The following is a 21,226-nucleotide window of genomic DNA, read 5'->3' as shown; positions in this document are numbered from 1 at the left end:
GAGGATTGCCGACTTGAGAGGTGGGCCTGAGGGGTTGGCAAACCCACTTCAGGAGTGAAGTGAGTTTGCACTGGCATCGATCAATTGAAGCGCCGCGTCAGCGGGGTTAACGCCCTATTCGTGATTTACCGCCACACCTTTCAAATACGCTGCTGGCTCGGCCCCGAGGTTTTCCAGCATGCGCGAGCTGTACCAGTCTACGAAATTGACCACGCCGAACTCGTAGGTTTTCGAGTAAGGGCCTGGCTGGTAGGCGGAGGAGTTGATGCCACGCTGGTTCTCTTCGGCCAGGCGACGGTCCTGATCATTGGTGGCGTCCCAGACCTGGCGCATGCGCTCCACGTCGTAATCCAAACCCTCGACTGCATCCTTGTGGACAATCCACTTGGTGCTGACCATGGTTTCCTGTGCGCTGATGGGCCACACGGTGAACACGATGATGTGATCGCCCATGCAGTGATTCCAGGAGTGCGGCAGGTGCAGGATGCGCATCGAGCCCAGTTCCGGGTTCTGGATGCGGCCCATCAGTTTCTTGCAGCCGACCTTGCCGTCCAGAGTCATCGAGACAGTGCCCTTGAGCAACGGCATGCGCACTATGCGGTTGCGCAGCCCGAAGCTGGCGTGAGCGTAGGGGATTTTCTCTGCATCCCAGGCAGCGGCGGATGCGGCGACATGGTCCTTGAACGCCTGATCTGCACGCGGGTCTGTGACGTCGTCCCATTCCAGCAGGGTTTTCAGCAGCTCGGGATGAGAGCCGCTGCAGTGATAGCACTCGCGGTTGTTCTCCAGAACCAGCTTCCAGTTGGCTTTTTCCATCAAGGTGGTCTGCACCGCCACCTTGGTGTTTTCCATGTCGTAGGGTTCCATGTAGTGGCGCAGGGTCGACAGGAACTCGTCAATGGCCGGCGGATTCTCCGCCAGACTGATGAAAATGTAACCGCCTGCGGTCTTCACATGGACGGGCTTGAGGCCGAACTGCTTCATGTCGAAGTCGTCGCCCATTTCGGTGCCAGCATAAAGCAGGCGTCCGTCCAGCTCGTAGGTCCATTGATGGTAGTGGCAAACCAGCTTGGCGACCTTGCCTTTTTCGGCGGTACACAGGCGCGAGCCGCGATGGCGACACACGTTATGAAACGCGTTGACCGCGCCGTCCGGGCCGCGCACCACGAGGATCGGGTTCTTGCCGATCTGCAATGTCAGGTAGTTGCCCTTGGTCGGGATTTCGCAGGTCATCCCTGCGATCAACCACTCTTTATGAAAGATTTCCTGCATATCGATTTCAAACAGCCTTTCATCACTGTAGAAAGGCTGCGGCAGCGAGTAAGTGCGCTCGCGATTCTGCAGCATCTCGGCAGTGGCCTTGCGTGCAGGTTCCAGCGGATCGCCCAGGCTCAAGGTTGCGGTGACGTCCATCGTTAAATCCCTCATGACCGCGTCATGGGCGGCCTGCGAATGTGGCTGATACGGTTGTGGGCGCGTTGCACGCAAGACAATAAATCAGTCGTTCATGCCGATAATCCCTGTTGGCGAGTGTGGAGCGGGGCGCTTGGCGAACCATATCCATGGGCGACATGGCCGCATCCGTTCCCGACGCGACAGCCCTTGTACACCGGGGCTGGTCGCGGTAAGTACGTGAATGTCGTTGATAGGTAAATGGTCGTCTCGCGCGTTACGCAGAATCCGCACTATGAGAGGCCGACAGTCGGCCGTGGAGATCACGTATGTCCCAAAGTTTCCTGAGCCCGGTTACCACCCAGACATGGGCCAACGGGCGCCACCTGGTACGAGTCGTCAAAGTCATCCAGGAAACCTGGGACGTTCGCACTTTCTGCTTCATGGCCGATCAGCCGATCATGTTCTTTTTCAAGCCTGGGCAATTCGTGACCCTGGAGCTGGAGATCGACGGTCTGCCGATCATGCGCTCGTACACCATCTCAAGTTCTCCCTCGGTGCCCTACAGCTTTTCGATTACCGTCAAGCGCGTGCCTGGTGGCAGGGTTTCCAATTACCTGCACGACACGTTGAGCGAAGGGCAGGAGCTGGCAGTGCATGGCCCGGTCGGGTTGTTCAATGCCATCGATTTCCCGAACCCGAAAATCCTCTACCTCAGTGGCGGTGTGGGCATTACGCCGGTCATGTCGATGGCACGCTGGTTCTATGACACCAACGCCAACGTCGACATGGTGTTCGTGCACAGCGCCCGCTCGCCCAAGGACATCATCTACCATCGCGAGCTGGAGCACATGGCGTCGCGGATCGACAACTTCAGCCTGCATCTGGTCTGCGAAAAGCACGGGCTGGGCGATCCGTGGGCGGGCTATCGCGGTTACCTGAATCAGAAAATGCTTGAGCTGATGGCGCCGGATTTCATGGAGCGCGAAGTGTTCTGCTGCGGGCCGACGCCCTATATGACAGCGGTCAAGCGCCTGTTGCTGGAAAATGGCTTCAACATGGCGCAATACCATGAAGAATCCTTCGGCGCGACACCCGCCGAAGCCCGTGCCGATGCCGTCGAACAGGCAGAAATCGCCGCCGACGCGCCCGATATCGACGCGGCTGACCTGCATCAGGTCGAGTTCACTGAGACCGGCAAAAGCATCCGCGTTGGACCGGGAGAAACCGTACACGCAGCCGCAGCCAAACTCGGCCTGATGATCCCCAAGGCCTGCGGCATGGGCATCTGCGGAACGTGCAAGGTCATGAAAACAAGTGGCGAAGTGGAGATGGAACACAACGGCGGCATTACCGATGAAGATGTTGCAGAGGGCTACATCCTGTCCTGCTGCAGCGTGCCGAAGGGTGATGTGCGGATTGAGTATTGAGCACGCCTGAAACTATGTGACGCAAAGCGTCACAAGTTTTCGCCGCGACGCTAACAGGGGCAATGGCTTTTTATCTCAGCCGTTGACACGAATCATCGGTAATCAGACTGAAACGCTCGAGTGCCTTCTTAACAAGCCCCGACTCATGCTGAATCAAGATCACGATCTTATTGATCAGCTCGTAATCAACGAGCTCATGATCCACTGTGGCTCTGCTTATAAGCCGCCAGCGCAGGCAGCAACTGCTGGTCGATGGCCTGGCGGACGGCGGGGAGGAGGGTTGCGCTGCCGGTCAGGAGTTGCTCTATCAGACGTCGAAGGGCCGTCGCGCGTTCTGCGTTGAGGCCGCAAACGGCGTGTGCGCAGGCTTGTTCGGCCGTGGCGCCGCTGGGCGTTTCGAATCCTAATGCTCTCAGCTGGCCGAGCAGGTCTTCCTGGTCTATCAAGTCCGCGTGCATCATGGCGTCTGTTCCTTTGATCGGGCTGTTTCCGATTCTGGTAGGACAGCTGGCTGCGAGCAACCCTTGCAGGGTGCGGATGGCAGGATTGACTACAGGTGCGTCGTTTTCAGTTCAGATTGTGGTCATTCGGTTTGCAGGTTTTCTATCGTGTTGTCGACCATGACCTTTGCCATGTCCACCAGGTGCATGATCGTGAGCGTCATGTCTCGCTGTGCGCCGCTCATGCTGTCGCTGAATTCGTAGGCGCTGGTTGCGGCGCAGCGCAGCAGGTCACTGGCATACAGAAGGGCATCTTCGTGGCTGACCTTTGGGCGGGCGCTGAAGAAGGGCGGGTCGGGGACGATTTTTAGCATGTGAGACTCCTAATCAATAATCAGTAGGTCGTCACTTCGGCTACTAATCGAAGGTGGCGGCCGCACGCAGGTAGTAGCCCGGTGATTAGGAACCGGTGCATCCGGAGACGCCCCACGCACGGCCACCATAAAGATGCAGGCCGTAAACAAGCGCCTTGCACAAGGTGGCGCATTGCGCCTAATCACACCGAGGGCTACTAATCCTCATCGCTGATATGCAGCGACGGGCGCAGAGTAGTGATCGAAATGGGCAGGCACAAGGGGCTGGGAGTTTCTCGGAAATTTCCTTCAAGTGATACAGACGAGTCCCGCAAATTCGTTACAAATTCTTGTTCGCGGCTCAGGTTTGCTAAACTGCGCAGCCTGCCAGGAGCTGCCATGAATTACCGTCACGCCTACCACGCCGGCAACCACGCCGACGTGTTCAAACACCTTACTCTGACTCGCCTGATCGCCCTTATGGCGCGCAAGGAGCAGCCGTTCGCCTATCTCGACACCCATGCCGGGCTCGGGCTGTACGACCTAAAAGGTGATCAGGCCTCTCGCACCGGCGAGTGGCTCGAAGGCATTGGTCGTCTGTGGGATACCCCGGACTTGCCAGCGCTGACGGCTGATTACCTGCAAGTGCTGCATGACATGAACCCTGATGGCGAGTTGCGCTACTACCCCGGCTCGCCGGAGCTGGCCCGCCGCCTGACTCGCGAGCGCGAGCGGGTGTTGCTCAATGAAAAACACCCTGAAGACGGGCGTCTGCTCAAGGAAAACATGAAGGGCGACCGCCGCGTCGCGGTGCATCTGGGAGAGGGCTGGCACGTGCCACGCGCACTGCTGCCCGTCGCTGAAAAGCGTGCCGTGATGCTGATCGACCCGCCGTTCGAGCAACTGGATGAAATGAAACGTTGCGCAGTGGCGCTCAAGGAAACCATCGGGCGCATGCGCCAGACGGTCGCCGCCATCTGGTACCCGATCAAAGACCCGCGCCTGCTGCGACGTTTCTATCAGGACCTGGCAGAAACCGGCGCGCCCAAGTTGCTGCGCGTCGAGCTGTATGTCCATCCGCTGGACACCCCGGCGAGTCTCAACGGTTCAGGTCTGGCTATCGCCAACCCGCCGTGGGGCCTTGAAGAAGAGCTGCGCGAACTGATGCCTTACCTGGCCGACAAACTGGGCCAGACTCAGGGCGGCTGGAAGATGGACTGGTTGATCGCCGAGTAAGCGAGCGTAAGTTCGCGCAGGGTTGCGCGGTCAAGGGCGGACGCAAAGCGTCCAGGCCTGCATACTCACGCGGAGCATGGGCACGATAGAGGTCGGTTTGGAAGCTCATCGTGTAGGGATAGCCTCAGAAGTAGCCCGGGGCCTATCGTTCCTCACGCTCCAGCGCGGGGATGCCTTTCGTGACGCTTTGCGTAACAAGCCCCAATGCAGGCGTCAGGCAGGACGCAGGATGACGGAGGTTTGAGCCCCCGTCGGTCCCTCAGGCAGGCAGACAAACCCCCGTGCCGCCCAAGCCGCAATAGCCTTGCGGGTTCTTGGCCAGGTACTGCTGGTGATACGCCTCGGCGAAGTACACAGTCGGCGCTTCTTCGATTTCAGTGGTGATCCCGCCCAGACCGGCCTTGCTCAGTTCCGCCTGAAACGCTTCGGCGCTGGCTTTGGCTGCGGCGAGCTGTTCAGGCCGCGTGCAATAGATGACAGAACGGTACTGCGTGCCGATGTCATTGCCCTGACGCATGCCCTGAGTCGGGTTATGGGCTTCCCAGAACACCTTGAGCAACGATTCGTAGCTGATCTTCTCAGGCTCGTAAACGACCAGTACCACTTCGGTGTGCCCGGTCAGGCCTGAGCAGACTTCTTCGTAGGTCGGGTTAGGCGTGAACCCACCCGCGTAACCGACAACGGTGCTGACAACACCTTCCTGTTGCCACAGGCGACGTTCTGCACCCCAGAAGCAGCCCATGCCGAAAATAGCGAATTCTACGTTGCTCAAGAATGGCCCCAGCAGCGGGTTACCGTTGACGAAGTGGGTTTCCGGAAGCGCCATCGGTGTTTCACGACCTGGGAGAGCTTGTTCGGCGGTAGGCAATACGTTTTTGTTCACAAGAATTTCCGAGCGCAGAGTCATGAACCATATCCTCTCGTTGTGAGACGGCAGCAGGTAACAGGACGGGTTAATACAATGACATAGGTCCCGTTACACGCAGAAACAAGGGCTGCCGTGTAATAACAGAGCAACAGTGTGCCCGAGAGAGCAGGGTGCAGGGAAGGTGCTCAGGCCGATGGGCGACGGGTGTAGCGCTTCAGCTTCTCGACCAGCTCTTCGCCGGGAATGGGCCTGTCGAACAGATAACCCTGACCGACATCACAGCGATGGCGACGCAAAAACGCCAGCTGGGCAGCGGTTTCGATGCCTTCGGCAACCACTTTGAGCTTGAGGTTGTGCGCCATGGCGATGACCGCCGAGGTGATCTCCATGTCGTCTTCATCATCCGGAATATCGCGGATGAAACTGCGATCGATCTTGATCACGTCGATGGGGAATTTTTTCAGATAGCTGAAAGAGGAATAGCCTGTTCCGAAGTCATCCATCGCCAGTGACAGGCCAAGCTTCTTCAGCGAGTCGAGTTGCTGACGCGTGTCTTCTGTGGCTTCCAGCAGCAGGCCTTCGGTCAGTTCCAGTTCCAGCAACGACGGGTCAAGCTCTTCCTCTTTGAGGATCGAGGCAATCGATGACACCAGCTCGGGATCGGAAAACTGTTTCGGCGATACGTTGATCGCCACCTGAAGGTGCCCGAAACCCGCTGCGGTAAGGTCTTTGCTCATGCGGCACGACTGGCGCGCGACCCATTTGCCAATGGGGATAATCAAACCGGTCTCTTCGGCAACGCTGATGAACTGGTCCGGTCGGATCATGCCTTTTTCTGGATGGTTCCAGCGCAGCAGCGCTTCCATGCCCAGCAGGCGGCCGGTCAGGAGGCAGAGTTTGGGTTGATAGAACACTTCCAGTTCGTTCTGGGTCAACGCGCGGCGCAGGTTGTTCTCGACGAAAAGCTTGTAGCTGGCCTCGGCATTCAGCGCTTCTGTGAACACCTGAACCTGATGCTTGCCATTGGCTTTGGCCTTGTGCAGGGCCAGACCGGCATTTTTCATCAGGGTCTGCGGATCACGACCGTGAATCGGCGCGCAGGCCAGGCCTACCGAGCCGGTGACGCTGATCAACTGGTTGTCGACAAACATCGGTTTGTCCAGAGTGGCCAGGACCTGGCTGGCGATGGCCTGCCCGGCCTCTTGATCGGTGTCGTCCAGCAACACGGCAAATTCGTTGCTGGCGAAGCGTGCCAGCACATCCGAAGGGCTCAACGTGTTGCGCAGGCGGCGTGCCAGGCTGATCAGCAGTTTGTCGCCGGTCTGGTGACCCAGGCTGTCGTTGATGCGCTTGAAGTTGTCGATGTCGACCAGCAACAGGCTCATGGGCGTGTCGGTGTCGCGGGCAAAGCGCTCATCCAGATTGCGAATGAACGCCGGACGGTTGCCCAGGTTGGTCAGGTTGTCGGTGTAGGCCAGGCGCTCGATGCGCTGCTGGGCCAACTTGCTCTGGGTGATGTCCTCGTAGATACCGATGTAGTGCGTCAGCTCACGATTGTCGCCATACACCTTGGAAATCGACAACTGCCCCCAGTAGGGTTCGAGGTTCTTGCGTCGGCTTTTGAATTCGCCCTGCCAGCTATTGCTGTTGGTCAGGCTGGAGTTGGCTTCCAGCAGCAGCTGGTTGAGATTTTCCAGCGCCGGCAGTTCCGATAGCTTGCGCCCGGAGACCTCGTCGGAACTGTACTGGGTGATCGCCGTGAAGCTCGGGTTGACGTACTCGACCACCCCATTGCAGTTGACCAGCAGAAACGCGTTGGCGCTTTGTTCGACCGCGCGCTGGAACAGGTGCAATGCAATGGTCGCGGCGCGCCGATTGTGGTTGTTGATGACCTGGGCAAACTGGTCGGCCAGTTCGCCGGCGAAGGCAATCTCGTCGGACTGCCAGTCGCGCGTCGCGCCGGTCTGCTCAAGACACAGCACACCGACGACCTGCCCGTCGATACGAATACTGGCATCCAGGACCGCCCGGGTTTCACCTGGCCTGAGGCTTTCTGCCATCTCGCGGGTGCGCGGGTCTTTCTGGATGTCGCTGGCGTCGATTGCGCGGCTGGTGTTCAGCGCCTGCAAGTAAGTGGGGTAAGGGCTGATGTCGATCGGTGAGAGGGTTTGATAGTTGCCGCTTTCCCGGTGGTAGTCGGTGATCGGCTCCAGGCGCTTTTCGTTGAGGTTCCAGATACTGGCATGGTCCAGATCATAGATATCGCAGGCACTTCTGGTGATCAGTTCTGCCGCTTCCAGCATCGTGTTGGCGGTTGTGTAGCGGTGGCGCGTGAGGCGCAGGATCAGGTCCTGCTGAGCACGTACGCGTTCCAGGTGGGCAAACTGGTCACGCTGGGCACGCTGGTTGAGTTCCAGCGCAATCTGCAGCCTGAGGTTGCGGGTTTCGAGATCGGAGTCTGTGGCTTGCTCGTTGTCTACGACAAGCCCCTCGACGATCAGAAAGTAGCCCCGCAGAAGATGCCGGTTGTGCTGCCTGTAGCCTTCGCCGATTTCCAGCAGGCCAAGCGGCCCCTTAGGGCTGTGCAGGGTGTAGCGGATCAGGTAATTCGGAGAAGAGGCCAGTTGCAGCTGTATGTCATCGTGAAGTTGATAACGTGCTTCCGGCTCCATGAGACTGGCATAAGGGGATCCAATCAGAGCGCAAAGGTCAACCGCGGGCAGCCCTAACTGCTTTTCACAGTTTGGATCGAGAAACAGCAGCGCCCAATTGGCTTCATTAAGCCTCTCGAAACGCAGCATGCCCAGGCGAGAAGGCACTGGCAATTGCGTCACTACCTCGGCTGCGGATCTACCGGCAGCATCGGTTTGGCTTTTCATGAACAAACTCGCTTCCAGAATACTAGTCGCGACGGGCGTAAACCCGCTTTTCGCGTACGGCAAGGTTGCATCATGCGGCCCATGCTTACAAGAGACCACGGTGGCTTAGTGCTATAAATGTGTCGGCCGATTGTCCCGGTTCTGCAATGTATCTGGTCAGTTACTTAAAATACCCTGTTTTTTCAGGTTAAAGCCCCTGTTTTCAGCTATATGGGTCAGTTTTCTTTCACCTCATCGTTGAGCGTTGCGGCCTTGCCGGAGCGTATTTCTGCGGCCTTGACGGGCAGCTGAAGGAAAATCCCGGCCGCGAACATCGCCAGCACTCCGACGCTCAGAAACGTCATTTGAAAGGCTCCCAGCATGCTGCTGACCTCGCCGGTGGCTACTTCTTCACTGAAACCGCCCAGCAATGCTGCAGCGCTGGCAACTCCAAGGCTCAGCGACAGCTGCGCGACCACTGAAAGCAGGCTGTTGCCGCTCGCGGCGCTGGCGTCGTCGAGGTCGATCAGCGTCACAGTATTCATCGCCGTGAACTGCAACGAATTCACCGCGCCGAGCAGCGCCAGTTGTATCAGCAGCACCCAATAAGGGGTCTCCATGTCCACCAGCGCAAGGCTGGCCAGCAGGATCCCCAGCAGCAGTGTATTGCCGGTAAGAATGTGTCGATAACCCAGGTGTTCGATCAGCCAGCGCGCCACCGTCTTGGCGAACATGCCTGCGGCGGCCAGCGGCAGCATGCTCATGCCCGCCTGAGAAGGTGAATAGCCAAGCGCCACTTGCAGCAACAACGGCACCAGGAACGGCAGGGCGCCGCTGCCGAGGCGAGCAAACAGGTTGCCCATGATGCCTACTGCGAATGTCCGGGTGCGGAACAACGAAGGCGCGAACAGCGGCGACTCGATATGCCCGGCGCGCAACCAGTACGCTGCCAGGCAACCCATCCCGGCAAACAGCAGCAGTACCACACGCATGTGCGGCAGGTGCAATTCGCCCAGGCCTTCCAAAGCGATGGTGATCAGCACCATCGCCGCGCCGAAGAGGATGAACCCGATGCCGTCAAAGTGCGTGCGGCCACCTCCCGCAAGGTCAGGAATGAAGTGTTTGACCGCGTAGCAACCTAAAAGCCCGACCGGAATATTGATCAGGAAGATCCAGTGCCAGCTCAGGTACTCGACCATCCAGCCGCCCAGTGTCGGGCCCAGTAATGGCCCGAGCAAGCCGGGCACGGTGATGAAGCCCATTATCCGCACCAGTTCCGAGCGGGGGTAGGCGCGCAGTACGATCAGCCGCCCGATGGGCACCATCAGTGCGCCCCCCAACCCCTGAATCACGCGTGCTGCCACCAGTACGTCGAGCGACCAGGACAGCGCGCACAGCAGTGAGCCGAAGCTGAACAGCAGAATGGCGCTGAAAAAAATGCGTTTGATTCCGAACCGGTCAGCGATCCAGCCTGACGCCGGAATCAACAGCGCAATGGTCAGCATGTAGGCAATCACCACCGACTGCATGCGCAGCGGGTCTTCTGCCAGCGAGCGGGCCATGGACGGCAGCGCGGTATTGAGGATCGTGCCGTCCAGGCTTTGCATGAAGAACGCAATGGCAATGACCCACGGCATCCAGCGCAGGGTCTTTTCGTCCATGATCGGCGCTGAGTTCTGCATAGGCTCCTTTTACAGCGTAAGAGTAAGTTGGCTGATCAGCGCGCCCGGCAAGTGGGTGGAACCGGTCTGGCGCTGACTGTAGGTGCTCGATTGCAGGATCAGCTCCCGCTCTCGAGTCAGGTCCTCCAGCGCACTGCCCAGCAGGCTGTAGGCGCTGTCATCGAAGCGCATGGTGCTGACCGGCGCAACGATCCTTCCGTCTTCGACCCAGAACGTTGCAAAACGTGTCATGCCAGTCAGGCGTGCCGCCGCGCGGTCCGAGAAGTTCAAGTACCACAGGTTGCTGATGTAAAGACCTGTCCCGAGCTTTTCAAGCACCTGGTCCATCTCCAGCGAACCGCCCGCCATCTCCAGCGCGCTCGGCCCTTCACCGTAATCGGCGCCATTGGCTGGCAGGTCATATTCGGCAGCGCTGCTTGAGTCCACCAATCGCTCACGGGCCTGCCCGTCGACGATCAGGGCGAGGTCCTTGCGCGGATAACCTTCTCTCGAAAAGGCTGGCGAGAATGAGCCGCTGACGTGCTCGTCGATGCTCACCAGCGGGCTGAACCGGGTATCCCCGTCATACAGACGCTGCAGCGGGCTGCGTTTACTGGCCAGCGCCTGGGCGGAAAACCCGCCCCAAGTGAGCATGCTGATCACTTCATCGACCGCCGCAGGGGCCAGATAGGCTCGGTATTGGCCAGGTGCAAGGGTGTGCAGCGGGCGCCCGAGAAACTCCAGTTGCTCACGTGCCTGCTCGAAACGCCGGGCAAAGGCCTCGCTGTTCCAGTCGTGACCGGCATAGTTTGCCTTTACCGCCTGGCCGTTCTCGTGAAACAGGCTCCAGTCGAAATTGAAGCTGTTGGCCTGATGCCAGCCCAGCGCCCCCCAGGAACTTGCAAAACCACGGTACAGCGGCCCCGCAGCGTAGAAACCCACCAGGTCCAGACCACTCGACAACGCGCAGATCTGTGCAACGACCTGGGCGCTGTCCGGCAGCGGCGCGTCTTGTACATTACCGGTTCGCCAAGCCTCGGTATTGGGCAGCAGATACGGGTCCTCGGACAACGATGGCAGCGTTTCGCGCAGTTTCTGCAAAGCGTCGGTCAGGCGTTGGGTGTCTGTCTCGGCGTCGCCGGAAAGCGTCAGCTCCAGATTGGCGTGGCGGCCGTTGTCGATCAGTTTGAAGACGGCGACCGCCTGCTGAACCTGCCCGGCCTGACGTACTTGGCCGTGATTGAAGCGAATGAAATCCGACACCTCGGCGTCGTACGCCAGGGTGAACTGTTCGGTGGGGTTGATGGCCGATTTGAGCGCGGCGACCAGTGTTTCGAATTGCTGTTGGTGCGTCATCAGGCAGCCCCTCCAAATACGTCGACATCGGCAAACACACAGGCCGGAGACGCATGGCCGACACAGATCGCCTGATTGGGTTCGCCCTTGCCGCAGTTGGGCGTGCCCAGAACCTTGAAGGTGCTGGCGTCGCCCACGGCGCTGAGGCTTTTCCAGAACTGCGCGGATATCGCCCGGTAGTTAGGGTTCTTCACCACGCCTTTCAATTCACCATTTTCAATCAACTGGCCCCATTCGCAGCCGAACTGGAATTTATTGCGTGCATCGTCGATGGACCAGGAACGGTTACTCGACATCAGGATGCCGTGTTCGATGTTGCCGATGAGGTCGTTCATGGACCGGTCGCCCGGTTCGATGTTCAGGTTGGCCATGCGATCGATCGGTGCGCGATTCCAGTTGCAGGCGCGGCTGTTGGCGACACCTTGCATGGCGCTGCGGTGTTGCGACAGCGCGCCGCCGAGCGGGCGTTGCAGCACGCCTTCGCGAATCAGAAACTGCTTGCTCGCTGGCGTGCCGTCATCATCGTGCGCGTAACTTGCCAACTGCTCGGGAATGTCCGGGTCGAACGTGACGTTCAACAGACTGGAGCCGTACTGCAGCGTGCCGAAATCCGACATTTTCACGAAGCTGGTGCCTGCGTAGTTACGTTCGTCGCCGAGAATCCGGTCCAGCTCCAGCGGGTGACCGATTGCCTCGTGAATCTGCAGCACCATCTGGTCCGGCATCAACAGCAGGTCGCGCGGGCCGGATGGCGTATTGGGCGCAAGAATCAGTTGCAAGGCCTGATCGGCGACGCTGGCAGCGGAGCCGATCAGCCCGCAACTGCTCAACACTTCAAGGCCGCCCTGTTGACCAAAATTATGGCCGCCCAGCGTACGGGTCTGGCTGTCATGTCCGTCGTACGCCGTCACGCTCATGCCGGGGAAAACAAAGCGTTGCGCCTGACGAAGCTCGGCGCCCGCAGTGTTCAAATAGAACTGCTCGACAGTTTCCAGCCCCAGAATGGCCTGCCAGTTGACCAGCCGCTCGTCCTTCGGAACTGCGCTGGATTCGACCATCAGCAGGCCGATACAGTCGCTCAGCGGCGGGAAGGCCTGATCCATGTTCGGTGACAGATAGTCAGCCCTGGCGGTTGAAACGGCCTGCTCGCTCAGGTCTAACAGCGTATGTGGTGCCAGACGGCGCGCCAGTGCCTCAGCCTGTTGCAGGGCGGCCTGCAAACCAGCCCGTGACGTATCGTTGGTGGCTGCGTAGGCCTCGACGCCGTTCAGGCGCACGGTCAGCATGGCGCCTTCGTCGCTGGTCAGTGACGGTGGTTCGGCCACGTTTTTACGCACGCACAAATGCTGGCCTGTGCGCCTTACATAACGTAACGAAAAGAATTGCGCTTCACTCTGCAGAGCAGCGAAGTGCTGCTTGAGCCGGGCGGAGAAATCGAACATGCAGACAAGCTCCTTCTTGAGGGCGGTCGGTGAAGTCCGTACGGCGTCTTGAGCCGATTGCCTTTCAGAAGGAGATTACCCCGTAGATCGTCAGGCTGCACCTGCAAGCTTGAGATAGACGCTTCAGCCCTGCATCACCAGCCTGATATCGGCAGCCAGTTCACGCACGCGCTCTTCTTCGGTATCCCATGAACACATGAAGCGAGCGCCACCATTACCGATGAAGGTATAGAAACGCCAGCCCCTTGCTGTCAGGGCTGCAATCGCCGGCTCCGACAGTTGCAGAAACACGCCATTGGCCTGCACCGGAAACATCAGTTCCACACCCTGGATGTCCTCGACCAGTTCAGCCAGCAACTGTGCGCAACTGTTGGCGTGGCGCGCATGCTTGAGCCAAGCGTCGTTTTCCAGCAAGCCGACCCACGGCGCTGACAGGAAGCGCATTTTCGACGCCAGTTGCCCGGCCTGCTTGCAGCGGTAATCGAAGTCTTCGGCCAGATCATGGTTGAAGAACAGGATGGCTTCGCCTACCGCCATGCCGTTTTTGGTGCCGCCAAAGCACAGCACATCGACGCCGGATTTCCAGGTCAGCTCGGCCGGCGATGCGTTCAGAAAGGCACAGGCATTGGAGAACCGTGCGCCGTCCATGTGCAGATGCAGGCCCAGCTCCTTGCAGGTCGCGCTGATCGCCTTGAGTTCTTCAATCTGATAGACACCCCCCACTTCAGTGGCTTGGGTCAAGGTCACGACCCGTGGCTTGGGGTAATGAATGTCCTGACGTTTGAGTGCCACTTCACGAATCGATTCGGGCGTCAGCTTGCCGCCAGCGCTGCGAGCCGTCAGCAGTTTCGAGCCATTGGAGAAGAACTCCGGTGCGCCGCATTCATCGGTTTCGACGTGAGCCGTTTCCGAACAGATGACACTGTGGTAACTCTGGCACAACGAGGACAGCGCCAGAGAGTTGGCGGCCGTGCCGTTGAACGCAAAGAACACTTCGCAGTCGGTTTCGAACAAGCGACGGAAATCATCCGACGCGCGCGCAGTCCATTGATCGTCCCCATAGGCGCGTTGGTGCCCTTTGTTCGCCTGTTCCATTGCCGCCCAGGCTTCGGGGCAGATACCGGAATAATTGTCGCTGGCGAACTGTTGGCTTTGGTCTGTCATGGCCGATTCCTTATGGGCGATTATGGTGCGCACTGTAGCGACAATAGTGAGTGCGGTCATGTGTTGACTGCTGGACCGACTTACCCGATCTGGAGTGATATGGATCTATCCAACCCGCCTTTTCTGCCAGGACGCAACAAGGCGCTGGACCTGCTCAAGTGGCTGGCGATGTTGAGCATGGTGCTCGATCATCTGCGCTATGTGGGTTGGTCAGTCGATTTTCTTTACGTGCCGGGGCGTTTCGCCTTTCCTTGGTTCTGTCTGGCAATCGCCGTGAATCTCTCAAGACGCAGCGCAGCCATTGTGGCGCCGCGTGTGCAATGGCGCTACCTGGGTTGGTTGCTGGCATTTGCGGCGTTATCCGAGATTCCGTATCGGCTGTTCATGGAGGATGCCACGGTATTGAACGTCATGCCGACGCTGCTACTGGGCTTGCTGATTGCTCAGGGTTGGCAGCATCGCAACCCGGCAACCCGAGTGATGGCCGTTGTCGCGCTGCTGCTCACAGCGATCTTTCAGAAATACCTGATGTTTGGCTTTGCCGGAGTGTTGCTGCCGCTGGTCTTCGTACTGGTGCAGGAAAGGCGCCTTTGGTACGCAGTGTTTCCGGCTGTTTTCTGCCTGGCAGGCAACGCCTGGCCACAGATGTTCGCGGGCGCGGGTTGGGGTGATCCGATTTCCTTAGGGTCTATCGTCGCGTGCGTGTTGGCACCTGTGCTGGGCATGGCATTGCTGCGGACAAAGCCTGAGTTCGCAGTGATCCCGATGCGGCGCTGGGCCTATGCGATTTACCCGCTGCATTTCCTGGTGTTGCTGGGGTTGCGGGGGGCGTTGGAGCGGGTTTGAGAATCGCAGCTATCGTGCGACGCAAAGCTGCCCTTCAGGCATCAGATACAACTATCGTGCGGCGCTCTGCGTCGCATGCCGTTCTGGACGCTCTGCGTCCTTGCGATGCAGAGCGTCCATTCGGGCGTTAGCTGTTCGGCAGTAGTCGGCAGGTGATGCTCTTGATGTAGCGCGTTTCGGCGATGGCGGGGTGGACCGGGTGGTCGGGGCCCTGGCCGCCGCGCTCGAGCAGCTGGATGTTGCGGTCCAGATGGCGAGCGCTGGTCAGAAGAATGTTCTGCAGGTCGTCTTCCGGCAGGTGCATCGAGCACGAGGCGCTGACCAGAATGCCGTCCTTGCTGAGCAGGCGCATGGCCTGTTCGTTCAGGCGACGGTAGGCGCCCTCGCCATTCTTCATGTCTTTCTTGCGTTTGATGAACGCAGGCGGGTCGGCAACGATGACGTCGAAACGCTCTTCACCGGCTTTCAGCTCTTTCAGAGCTTCGAACACATCGCCTTCGATGCAGGTCATTTTTTCTGCAAAACCGTTCAGGGCTGCGTTGCGCTCCACGCCGTCAAGGGCGAAGGACGATGCGTCGACACAGGTCACGTCGCTGGCGCCGAAGGCCGCGGCCTGAATACCCCAGCCGCCGATGTAGCTGTACAGGTCCAGCACACGCTTGCCTTTGACGTAAGGGGCGATGCGCGCACGGTTCATGCGATGGTCATAGAACCAGCCGGTCTTTTGCCCGGCCATGACCGGAGCTTCGAACTTCACGCCGTTCTCTTCCAGGGCAACCCATTCAGGGACCAGGCCGAACACAGTCTCGACATAGCGATTCATGCCTTCCGCGTCGCGCGCTGCCGAATCGTTCTTGAACAGGATGCCGCTTGGCTTGATGACCTGTACCAGCGCCGCGACGATGTCTTCCTTGTGGTTTTCCATCGTTGCCGAGGCCAGCTGAACCACCAGAATGTCACCGAAGCGATCAACCACCAGGCCCGGCAGCAGGTCGGAATCGCCGTAGACCAGACGATAGAAAGGCTTGTCGAACAGGCGCTCACGCAACGACAGCGCTACATTGATGCGATGCACGAGCAGCGACTTGTCGAGTGGCAGCTTGATGTCGCGCGATACCAGGCGTGCGCAAATCAGGTTGTTGGGGCTCATGGCGACGATGCCCAGCGGCTTGCCGCCCGCTGCTTCGAGGATGGCCTGGTCACCGGCTGCAAAGCCATGCAGCGGCGTGACGGCTACATCGATCTCGTTGCTGTAGACCCACAGGTGACCGGCGCGCAGTCGGCGGTCGGCGTTGGCTTTGAGGCGCAAGCTAGGCAGGGACATGACGTCGCTCCTGAAAAAAGAGCGGGATTATAGCGCGTCATCCCGGTCATGCGCCGGGATGACGGCAATTAACTGACCCAGCTGGTCAGTTGATCAGCTTGAGTGATCAGGCAGACAGCGCTTCAATCAGTTTGCTGTTGAAGGCCGGGATGTCGTCTGGCTGGCGGCTGCTGATCAACGTGCCGTCGACGACCACTTCCTGATCAACCCATTTTGCACCGGCATTGACCAGGTCATCTTTCAGCGTCTCGAAGCTGGTCAGGGTTTTACCTTTGACCAGGCCTGCCGATATCAATAACCAGCCGCCGTGGCAAATGACTGCAACAGGCTTGCCTGCGGCCTCGATGCCCTTGACGATCTTCTGTGCGTCAGTGTCTATGCGGATGGTGTCGGAGTTCTGGACGCCGCCCGGTAACACAACGCCATGATAATCGCTGGCGTTGGCAGCCTTGAACGTACGGTCGATCTTGAAATCATCGGCAGGTTTGTCGTGATTCCAGCCTTTGACCTGGCCTTCTTCAGCAGAAAGGATTTCAACGGTAGCGCCTGCTTGCTCCAGCGCTTCCTTTGGACCGGTCAGTTCTACCTGCTCGAAACCGTCGGTTACAAGAATTGCGATGCGTTTGCCAGTCAGTGCTTTAGACATGGGATCCTCCAGTGTCGGGCTTTCGGAATAGCGGCTGGCGGGCCGTTTTGGGGCCGTCATGCACGCCGTCAACACAAGGTCCGAAGCCTCGCGTTCGGCAAAGTTCCAAGAATATCTTCGATCTGGACGATGGACCGTTGCCTTGCAAGGGGGCAGAATCCAGTCATTACCGTGAGTAAATTGCTATGTCCGAAGAGCTGAGCCAAGAGCAGATCCAGCAAGCGTTGCAGGGCATCAGTGTGCCTCCGCAGCCGCAGATCATGGTGGATCTGCAGATGGAACAATACATGCCCGACCCGGACCTTGGGGCCATTGCGCGACTGATTGCGCAGGACCCTGGCTTGTCGGGTGCATTGCTGAAGATCGTCAACTCGCCGCACTATGGCCTGTCTAACAAGATTGCCTCGATTGACAAGGCTGTGGTGTTGTTGGGCAGTCGTACGGTCATCAATCTGATCAATGCACAGTCGATCAGGGGCGAGATGACCGATGAAACCATCGTTGCGCTCAACCGCTTCTGGGACACGGCGCAGGATGTCGCGATGACCAGCATGACGCTGGCCAAGCGCATAGGCTCGCAAACTGTGGATGAATCCTACGCTCTGGGTCTGTTTCACGATTGCGGGATTCCATTGATGCTCAAGCGGTTCCCCAACTACATGCCGGTGCTCGAAGACGCCTATGCCAGTGCAGGACCCGATTGCCGTATCGTCGACACAGAAAACAGCGTCTTCCATACCAATCATTCGGTCGTCGGTTACTACACGGCCAAATCATGGCGTTTGCCTGCGCACGTTACCGACGCGATTGCCAATCATCACAACGCATTGGCGATTTTTCAGGACGATACCAGCCGTAATGCCACGCTCAAGAACCTTCTGGCGCCACTGAAAATGGCTGAGCATATCTGCCAGTCCTATCAGGTATTGGGCAATCAGAACGAAGACCACGAATGGGAATGCGTTGGTCCTCTGGTGCTCGATTACGTGGGCCTGTCCGGATATGACTTTGAATACCTGAGGGAAAGCATCCGCGAGCTGGGCGCGCGCTGATCCTGCGCAGCGCCAGCTTGTCCTTTCTGCACGACCGAGTTATCCATGCCTGAATTACCCGAAGTCGAAACCACCCGCCGCGGCATTGCGCCGCATCTTGAAGGGCAGCGCGTCAGCCGTGTGATCGTACGCGACAGCCGTTTGCGCTGGCCCATCCCCGAAGATCTGGACGTCCGCCTGTCCGGGCAGCGCATCGTGCAGGTGGATCGGCGCGCCAAGTACCTGCTGATCCAGGCCGAAGTGGGTACGTTGATAAGTCACCTGGGCATGTCAGGCAACCTGCGCCTGGTCGAAGCCGGCCTTCCTGCGCTCAAGCACGAGCATGTCGATATCGAACTGGAGTCCGGGTTGGCATTGCGCTACACAGACCCGCGTCGGTTCGGCGCCATGCTCTGGAGCCTTGATCCACATAACCACGAATTGCTGATTCGCCTCGGACCGGAGCCACTGACGGATCTGTTCGACGGCGAGCGCCTTTACGAGCGCTCGCGTGGCAAGTCGATCGCGGTCAAACCGTTTGTCATGGACAACGCGGTTGTGGTTGGGGTGGGGAATATCTATGCGACCGAAGCACTGTTCGCGGCGGGCATCGATCCGCGCCGCGAAGCCGGGGGTATCTCCCGGGCGCGGTATCTGAAGCTGGCGATAGAGATCAAGCGCATTCTGGCCTACGCCATCGAGCGTGGCGGCACGACGTTGCGCGACTTCATTGGCGGCGATGGCAAGCCAGGGTATTTTCAGCAGGAACTGTTTGTCTACGGGCGTGGCGGTCTGCCGTGCAAGGTCTGCGGCACATTGTTGCGCGAGATCAAGCTGGGTCAGCGTGCCAGCGTCTACTGCCCGAAGTGTCAACGCTGAAATAACCGTTGAGTGCCTGCGTGGCGCACTTGCTTAACACCCATCCGCGTTTATAGTGATGGCATCTTAATTTGCTACGCCTGAAGGACCACGCCATGAGCCCGTTTCGCATTCTCGCTGCCACGCTGGCGTTGTTCCTCGGCCTGCAGGCAACGCCTGCAGTTGCTGCCGATGTCACCGAAGGCAGTGGCGATCCGGTCTACACCATTCAGAACCCGCCAGCCTTTGCGATGATCGGCGACCTGCTCATCGCACGACCGCTGCTGATCGCGGCCACTATCATCGGCGCCGGTCTGTTCGTTATTGCCTCGCCTTTCGCTGCGGCAGGCGGCAATCTCGGCGCTACCGGCAAGGCGTTAGTAGTAGACCCGGGCAAGGCTGCGTTTGTACGTTGCCTGGGTTGCACCGGCGACGGGTATGGCAAGCAGCAGTAAAGCCGGGGTCAGACTTTACTGGTGATGATCCGGTACTTGTCCATCAATTGCTCTTTGCTCTCGACATGATTTTCGTCGAGCGGGATGCAGTCTACCGGGCAGACCTGCTGGCATTGTGGCTCGTCGTAATGGCCCACGCATTCGGTACACAGGTTCGGATTGATCACGTAGATCTCTTCACCTTGTGAAATCGCCTCGTTCGGGCACTCAGGTTCGCAGACGTCGCAGTTAATGCAATCGTCAGTGATGATAAGGGACATGAATTGCTCCTGCCGCGGCCGACGCCGGGGCACATGAAAACCAATGCGGCGAATTGTGCCGCATTAGGCTCCGGGATGCACCTTCACATGCAGCGCAGTCAGCGCTTGAAGCGTTCTGTCAGCGCTTCGGCGACAGCCGGGTGGACGAATTTGGTGATATCGCCGCCCAACGCCGCGATTTCTCGCACTAACGTCGAGGAAATGAACGAGTAACGCTCTGAAGGCGTGAGGAACAGACTTTCGACGTCCGGCGCCAACTGGCGGTTCATGTTGGCCAGTTGAAACTCGTACTCGAAGTCCGATACGGCACGAAGGCCGCGCAGAAAGACGTTGGTGTTCTGTTCCTTGGCGAAATGCGCGAGCAGCGTGGAAAAACCGACGACTTCCACGTTGGGCAAGTGCTTGGTGACCTCTCGGGCCAGCTCGACGCGTTGCTCCAGCGGGAACAGCGGGTTTTTCTTCGGGCTGGCGGCAACCGCAATGACCACTTGGTCGAACAGGCGCGAGGCGCGCTCGACCAGATCTCCATGGCCCTTGGTAATCGGGTCGAAGGTGCCTGGGTACAACACTCGGTTCATCGCGTCGTCCTGGTCGGAGTCCGTTGTGGGACTCGGATGGTATCGCAGCCTTCCCGATGGGCCAAGCCGCTCGACAGGTCGCAAAGACTGTATTGCGCCGATTATCGGTCATCTTTTGCTCGAAATACCCTGAATAGGGGGCTATTTTCGCCACGAGATTGATGCGGTCATCGTTCGAAAAGTTTGCCTGTCATGCGCAAAACCGCGCAGCTGACCTTACCGTTCTTCAGGCATCAACCGTGTTTCGATCGCAGGCCAGGTGTATCCCGCTGCGCAAACTCTTGCGTTAATATCGCCATTACCTCATCAGCAACCGAGAGGCCTGATCCAGCATGGCGGCCCGTACCAAAACCCGTGAGCGGATTGTGCAAACCAGCCTGGAGCTGTTCAACCAGCAAGGCGAACGCAGCGTTACCACCAACCATATCGCTGCGCACATGGGTATATCGCCCGGCAACCTCTATTACCACTTCGCCAACAAGCAGGTCATCATCGCTGAACTGTTCAGTGCTTATGAGCTGCTGATAGGCAGTTTCCTGACGCTGCCGGCCACCCGATCGCCGACGATCGAGGACAAACGCGATTACTTCCTGGCGATCATCGACGCCATGTGGCGCTACCGTTTTCTGCACCGCGATCTAGAGCACCTGCTGACGTCGGATGCAGAACTGGCCCGACGCTATCGGCGTTTCTCTTACCGCTGCCTGATGCAGGCAATGGACATCTATCGAGGGTTCATCAAGGCTGGCATTCTGGAAATGGATGAATCGCAGATCGAATTTACCAGCCTCAATACCTGGATCGTTCTGACCTCATGGGTGCGTTTTCTGTGCACAAACCGCGAGGACTCTACGCAGGTGAGCGAATCAGCCATTCGACGTGGGGTCTATCAAGTGCTTATGCTTGAGTCAGGCTTTGTCGCCCCGCAGGCCCGTGAAGCATTTGACGCGTTGTGTGGGACGTTTCATTCGTCGCTGCCCGACGTTCTGGCATGAATGCCAGGCGCGGTGAGCGGCCCGGTCATCCGG

Annotated in this window: 20 protein-coding genes; 7 read left to right on the top strand and 13 right to left on the bottom strand. The window is 58.8% G+C overall.

Annotation, left to right across the window (positions count from 1 at the left end):
• Nucleotides 1–114: 114 nt before the first annotated feature.
• Nucleotides 115–1,413 (bottom strand): glycine-betaine demethylase subunit GbcA, encoded by a 1,299-nt coding sequence (gbcA, locus tag I9H09_RS23425; RefSeq protein ID WP_122346878.1) that lies wholly within the window; start codon nt 1,411–1,413, stop codon nt 115–117.
• Between the two features lie 308 nt (nt 1,414–1,721).
• Between gbcA and gbcB the strand changes: the two genes are divergently transcribed.
• Nucleotides 1,722–2,822, top strand: a complete 1,101-nt coding sequence (gene gbcB, locus I9H09_RS23420; protein ID WP_005896307.1) for a glycine-betaine demethylase subunit GbcB — start codon at nt 1,722–1,724, stop codon at nt 2,820–2,822.
• A gap of 194 nt (nt 2,823–3,016) precedes the next feature.
• On the opposite strand, the gene I9H09_RS23415 is transcribed toward gbcB, so the two are convergent.
• A complete protein-coding gene (locus tag I9H09_RS23415) occupies nt 3,017–3,283 on the bottom strand; it encodes a hypothetical protein (protein WP_122312073.1) in 267 nt (88 codons plus the stop codon).
• 122 nt (nt 3,284–3,405) lie between these two features.
• The gene (locus tag I9H09_RS23410; protein ID WP_005896314.1) at nt 3,406–3,636 is read right to left on the bottom strand and encodes a DUF6124 family protein; all 231 of its coding nucleotides are present in this window, start codon (nt 3,634–3,636) and stop codon (nt 3,406–3,408) included.
• A gap of 378 nt (nt 3,637–4,014) precedes the next feature.
• Between I9H09_RS23410 and I9H09_RS23405 the strand changes: the two genes are divergently transcribed.
• A complete protein-coding gene (locus I9H09_RS23405) occupies nt 4,015–4,851 on the top strand; it encodes a 23S rRNA (adenine(2030)-N(6))-methyltransferase RlmJ (RefSeq protein WP_005896317.1) in 837 nt (278 codons plus the stop codon).
• Between the two features lie 259 nt (nt 4,852–5,110).
• On the opposite strand, the gene msrA is transcribed toward I9H09_RS23405, so the two are convergent.
• The 6 genes from msrA to I9H09_RS23375 all read right to left on the bottom strand — a co-directional run bounded on the left by msrA (nt 5,111) and on the right by I9H09_RS23375 (nt 14,200).
• Nucleotides 5,111–5,758, bottom strand: a complete 648-nt coding sequence (gene msrA, locus I9H09_RS23400; RefSeq protein ID WP_122312070.1) for a peptide-methionine (S)-S-oxide reductase MsrA — start codon at nt 5,756–5,758, stop codon at nt 5,111–5,113.
• A 146-nt stretch (nt 5,759–5,904) separates the two neighbouring features.
• Complete coding sequence (locus I9H09_RS23395; protein WP_005896323.1) at nt 5,905–8,598, bottom strand: sensor domain-containing phosphodiesterase; 2,694 nt, start codon at nt 8,596–8,598, stop codon at nt 5,905–5,907.
• A gap of 215 nt (nt 8,599–8,813) precedes the next feature.
• Complete coding sequence (gene mdtD / locus I9H09_RS23390) at nt 8,814–10,259, bottom strand: multidrug transporter subunit MdtD (RefSeq protein ID WP_122324852.1); 1,446 nt, start codon at nt 10,257–10,259, stop codon at nt 8,814–8,816.
• Between the two features lie 9 nt (nt 10,260–10,268).
• Nucleotides 10,269–11,594, bottom strand: coding sequence for a TldD/PmbA family protein (locus I9H09_RS23385; RefSeq protein ID WP_122367058.1), 1,326 nt, complete (start codon nt 11,592–11,594; stop codon nt 10,269–10,271).
• On the bottom strand, nt 11,594–13,036 hold the full coding sequence (locus I9H09_RS23380; protein ID WP_122346876.1) for a TldD/PmbA family protein: 1,443 nt from the start codon (nt 13,034–13,036) through the stop codon (nt 11,594–11,596). Before I9H09_RS23380 ends, I9H09_RS23385 begins: the two co-directional genes overlap by 1 nt.
• Nucleotides 13,037–13,159: 123 nt before the next feature.
• Entirely contained in the window at nt 13,160–14,200 is a 1,041-nt protein-coding gene (locus tag I9H09_RS23375) for a threonine aldolase family protein (protein WP_005896333.1), read from the bottom strand.
• A 99-nt stretch (nt 14,201–14,299) separates the two neighbouring features.
• Here I9H09_RS23375 and I9H09_RS23370 point away from each other — a divergent pair, with 99 nt between their 5' ends.
• Nucleotides 14,300–15,046, top strand: coding sequence for a TraX family protein (locus tag I9H09_RS23370; protein WP_122312068.1), 747 nt, complete (start codon nt 14,300–14,302; stop codon nt 15,044–15,046).
• A 127-nt stretch (nt 15,047–15,173) separates the two neighbouring features.
• On the opposite strand, the gene I9H09_RS23365 is transcribed toward I9H09_RS23370, so the two are convergent.
• The gene (locus I9H09_RS23365; protein ID WP_122312067.1) at nt 15,174–16,370 is read right to left on the bottom strand and encodes a class I SAM-dependent rRNA methyltransferase; all 1,197 of its coding nucleotides are present in this window, start codon (nt 16,368–16,370) and stop codon (nt 15,174–15,176) included.
• A gap of 106 nt (nt 16,371–16,476) precedes the next feature.
• A complete protein-coding gene (locus I9H09_RS23360) occupies nt 16,477–17,016 on the bottom strand; it encodes a type 1 glutamine amidotransferase domain-containing protein (RefSeq protein WP_005896337.1) in 540 nt (179 codons plus the stop codon).
• Nucleotides 17,017–17,201: 185 nt separating this feature from the next.
• On the opposite strand from I9H09_RS23360, the gene I9H09_RS23355 reads away from it, so the two are divergent.
• From I9H09_RS23355 to I9H09_RS23345, 3 genes are all read left to right on the top strand, one after another.
• A complete protein-coding gene (locus I9H09_RS23355; protein WP_024690429.1) occupies nt 17,202–18,068 on the top strand; it encodes an HDOD domain-containing protein in 867 nt (288 codons plus the stop codon).
• Between the two features lie 45 nt (nt 18,069–18,113).
• Nucleotides 18,114–18,926, top strand: coding sequence for a bifunctional DNA-formamidopyrimidine glycosylase/DNA-(apurinic or apyrimidinic site) lyase (mutM, locus tag I9H09_RS23350; RefSeq protein WP_005896340.1), 813 nt, complete (start codon nt 18,114–18,116; stop codon nt 18,924–18,926).
• A 95-nt stretch (nt 18,927–19,021) separates the two neighbouring features.
• Nucleotides 19,022–19,360, top strand: coding sequence for a multidrug transporter (locus tag I9H09_RS23345; protein ID WP_122312066.1), 339 nt, complete (start codon nt 19,022–19,024; stop codon nt 19,358–19,360).
• Between the two features lie 8 nt (nt 19,361–19,368).
• Here I9H09_RS23345 and I9H09_RS23340 read toward each other — a convergent pair whose 3' ends face one another.
• Nucleotides 19,369–19,620: a YfhL family 4Fe-4S dicluster ferredoxin gene (locus I9H09_RS23340; protein ID WP_002555640.1), complete on the bottom strand. Its 252-nt coding sequence runs from the start codon at nt 19,618–19,620 to the stop codon at nt 19,369–19,371.
• Between the two features lie 98 nt (nt 19,621–19,718).
• Complete coding sequence (coaD, locus tag I9H09_RS23335) at nt 19,719–20,198, bottom strand: pantetheine-phosphate adenylyltransferase (protein ID WP_005896345.1); 480 nt, start codon at nt 20,196–20,198, stop codon at nt 19,719–19,721.
• 332 nt (nt 20,199–20,530) lie between these two features.
• Between coaD and I9H09_RS23330 the strand changes: the two genes are divergently transcribed.
• Nucleotides 20,531–21,193, top strand: coding sequence for a TetR/AcrR family transcriptional regulator (locus tag I9H09_RS23330; RefSeq protein WP_122346875.1), 663 nt, complete (start codon nt 20,531–20,533; stop codon nt 21,191–21,193).
• Nucleotides 21,194–21,226: the final 33 nt, after the last annotated feature.

It is taken from the genome of Pseudomonas tremae (genome assembly GCF_023278125.1).
Classification (GTDB): domain Bacteria; phylum Pseudomonadota; class Gammaproteobacteria; order Pseudomonadales; family Pseudomonadaceae; genus Aquipseudomonas; species Aquipseudomonas tremae.
The sequence above is the reverse complement of the archived record's forward strand: the minus strand, read 5'-3'. Positions and strand labels throughout refer to the sequence as shown.

Excerpts from the sequence above, each read along its gene's own strand:
- gbcA (WP_122346878.1), bottom strand. The coding sequence starts at position 1,413 with ATGGACGTCACCGCAACCTTGAGCCTGGGCGATCCGCTGGAACCTGCA.
- gbcB (WP_005896307.1), top strand. The coding sequence starts at position 1,722 with ATGTCCCAAAGTTTCCTGAGCCCGGTTACCACCCAGACATGGGCCAAC.
- I9H09_RS23415 (WP_122312073.1), bottom strand. The coding sequence starts at position 3,283 with ATGATGCACGCGGACTTGATAGACCAGGAAGACCTGCTCGGCCAGCTG.
- I9H09_RS23410 (WP_005896314.1), bottom strand. The coding sequence starts at position 3,636 with ATGCTAAAAATCGTCCCCGACCCGCCCTTCTTCAGCGCCCGCCCAAAG.
- I9H09_RS23405 (WP_005896317.1), top strand. The coding sequence starts at position 4,015 with ATGAATTACCGTCACGCCTACCACGCCGGCAACCACGCCGACGTGTTC.
- msrA (WP_122312070.1), bottom strand. The coding sequence starts at position 5,758 with ATGACTCTGCGCTCGGAAATTCTTGTGAACAAAAACGTATTGCCTACC.
- I9H09_RS23395 (WP_005896323.1), bottom strand. The coding sequence starts at position 8,598 with ATGAAAAGCCAAACCGATGCTGCCGGTAGATCCGCAGCCGAGGTAGTG.
- mdtD (WP_122324852.1), bottom strand. The coding sequence starts at position 10,259 with ATGCAGAACTCAGCGCCGATCATGGACGAAAAGACCCTGCGCTGGATG.
- I9H09_RS23385 (WP_122367058.1), bottom strand. The coding sequence starts at position 11,594 with ATGACGCACCAACAGCAATTCGAAACACTGGTCGCCGCGCTCAAATCG.
- I9H09_RS23380 (WP_122346876.1), bottom strand. The coding sequence starts at position 13,036 with ATGTTCGATTTCTCCGCCCGGCTCAAGCAGCACTTCGCTGCTCTGCAG.
- I9H09_RS23375 (WP_005896333.1), bottom strand. The coding sequence starts at position 14,200 with ATGACAGACCAAAGCCAACAGTTCGCCAGCGACAATTATTCCGGTATC.
- I9H09_RS23370 (WP_122312068.1), top strand. The coding sequence starts at position 14,300 with ATGGATCTATCCAACCCGCCTTTTCTGCCAGGACGCAACAAGGCGCTG.
- I9H09_RS23365 (WP_122312067.1), bottom strand. The coding sequence starts at position 16,370 with ATGTCCCTGCCTAGCTTGCGCCTCAAAGCCAACGCCGACCGCCGACTG.
- I9H09_RS23360 (WP_005896337.1), bottom strand. The coding sequence starts at position 17,016 with ATGTCTAAAGCACTGACTGGCAAACGCATCGCAATTCTTGTAACCGAC.
- I9H09_RS23355 (WP_024690429.1), top strand. The coding sequence starts at position 17,202 with ATGTCCGAAGAGCTGAGCCAAGAGCAGATCCAGCAAGCGTTGCAGGGC.
- mutM (WP_005896340.1), top strand. The coding sequence starts at position 18,114 with ATGCCTGAATTACCCGAAGTCGAAACCACCCGCCGCGGCATTGCGCCG.
- I9H09_RS23345 (WP_122312066.1), top strand. The coding sequence starts at position 19,022 with ATGAGCCCGTTTCGCATTCTCGCTGCCACGCTGGCGTTGTTCCTCGGC.
- I9H09_RS23340 (WP_002555640.1), bottom strand. The coding sequence starts at position 19,620 with ATGTCCCTTATCATCACTGACGATTGCATTAACTGCGACGTCTGCGAA.
- coaD (WP_005896345.1), bottom strand. The coding sequence starts at position 20,198 with ATGAACCGAGTGTTGTACCCAGGCACCTTCGACCCGATTACCAAGGGC.
- I9H09_RS23330 (WP_122346875.1), top strand. The coding sequence starts at position 20,531 with ATGGCGGCCCGTACCAAAACCCGTGAGCGGATTGTGCAAACCAGCCTG.